This window comes from Pseudomaricurvus alkylphenolicus (genome assembly GCF_011683955.1).
Classification (GTDB): domain Bacteria; phylum Pseudomonadota; class Gammaproteobacteria; order Pseudomonadales; family Cellvibrionaceae; genus Pseudomaricurvus; species Pseudomaricurvus alkylphenolicus.
This window is the reverse complement of the sequence record NZ_JAAQPI010000058.1, coordinates 1-1,665: the sequence shown is the minus strand read 5'-3', so window position 1 is coordinate 1,665 and position 1,665 is coordinate 1. Positions and strand designations below refer to the sequence as shown.

General features: G+C 50.5%; 1 protein-coding gene. It reads left to right on the top strand.

Annotated elements, in window-relative coordinates; translation table 11 throughout:
* The first annotated feature begins 70 nt into the window (after window positions 1–70).
* Window positions 71–1,626, top strand: a protein-coding gene (locus tag HBA55_RS37080) for an IS3 family transposase (RefSeq protein WP_167001272.1) whose coding sequence is annotated in 2 segments (ribosomal slippage) — window positions 71–533 and window positions 533–1,626 — 1,557 coding nt in all. Because the reading frame shifts where the segments join, the coding sequence is not laid out codon by codon here.
* Window positions 1,627–1,665: the final 39 nt, after the last annotated feature.

The following is a 1,665-nucleotide window of genomic DNA, read 5'->3' as shown; positions in this document are numbered from 1 at the left end:
CCCCCTGTGTCAGGATAGATGTCACCCCCTAAATTGTTGAAAACTTGAACAGGGGGCTGATGAGGAATGAGTGAAACACTATTCACCAGAAAGGAAAGAAGCGGTACTTAAGAAGCTGTTGCCACCATACAATATGACTGTAGCAGAGGTGTCAGCGCAGGAAGGAATATCTCTCGGAGCCCTGTATAATTGGCGAAAGAAAGCCAGATTGAGTGGAACACCAGTGCCAGGACCGAGTAAGTCATCAGAAGAATGGTCAAGTGAAGCGAAGTTTGCCGTTGTTGTTGAGACGGCGCCCTTGAGTGAAGCTGAACTAAGCCAGTATTGCCGTGAGAAGGGGTTGTATCCCGAACAAGTAAAGTCCTGGAAACAAGGCTTCATTGACAGCCTCAACACCAGCCCTGAACGTAAGCGTGAAGAGCAGAAACAGGCGAAAGCGGACAAAAAGCGGGTTAGGCAGCTGGAAAAAGAGCTTCAACGTAAAGAGAAAGCCCTGGCGGAGGCCGCAGCGCTACTGGTGCTTAGAAAAAAGCTCAATGCTTTGTACGGGGAGGAGCCAGAGGACGACTAACCCCGCATGACGAACGACAGCAACTCGTCGAACTGATAAGAGAGGCGACAAAAGCTGGCTCCCGTTTGGCTCCGGCGTGCAAAGAGGCCGGTATCTGTTTACGAACCTATCGAAGATGGGTGAAATCTGACAGTCCGGTGCAAGCTGATCAGAGGCCGCTGGCAATGCGGCCAGAGCCGAGCAATAAGTTAACACCGGAGGAGGTTCAGCAGATATTGGAGGTCTGCAATCAGCCCGAGTACTCCAGTTTGCCGCCGTCTCAGATTGTACCAAAACTGGCCGACAAGGACGTTTATATCGCCAGTGAGTCGAGCTTCTATAGGGTGCTGCACTTGCATAATCAGGTGCACCACCGAGGCCGAAGTCGAGCGCAGGAGAAACGAGCGGCGCCGACGAGCTATAAGGCCACTGCTCCAAATCAGGTTTGGAGTTGGGACATCACGTATTGTGCCGCGAATGTACGGGGTAATTATTTCTACCTGTACATGATCATGGATGTCTTCAGTCGTAAAATTGTTGGGTGGGAAGTACACGATCGGGAATGTGGTGAATTAGCTGCGCAGCTATTGCAGCGTACAGTCATGCGGGAGCAGTGCTTTAAGAAGCCCATCGTTTTGCACTCGGACAACGGTGCTCCCATGAAGTCGATGACATTGAAAGCCAAGATGGAAGAATTGTGCATTACAGGATCTCATAGCCGTCCGCGGGTTAGCAATGACAATCCGTTTTCTGAGTCCCTGTTTCGTACAATGAAGTACTGTCCTCGATGGCCATCAGAAGGGTTCGAAAGCTTGGAGACTGCCCGGGACTGGGTAAATGGATTTGTACATTGGTATAACGAAGAGCACTGTCACAGTCGAATCGGCTTTGTAACGCCTGCACAACGCCACCGCTCTCAGGATGAACTGATCCTTAAGAATCGGCAGGAGGTTTATGCGAGGGCAAAGAGTAAGAACCCACACCGTTGGTCTGGAGAGGCTAGGAAGTGGGATTACATCAAAGAGGTCGAACTAAACCCGGATAACTCGGACCATGAGTGTGAGAAAGCAGCGTAAAAAATGAACTAATGGTGACATCTGTCTTGAAAAACGCCG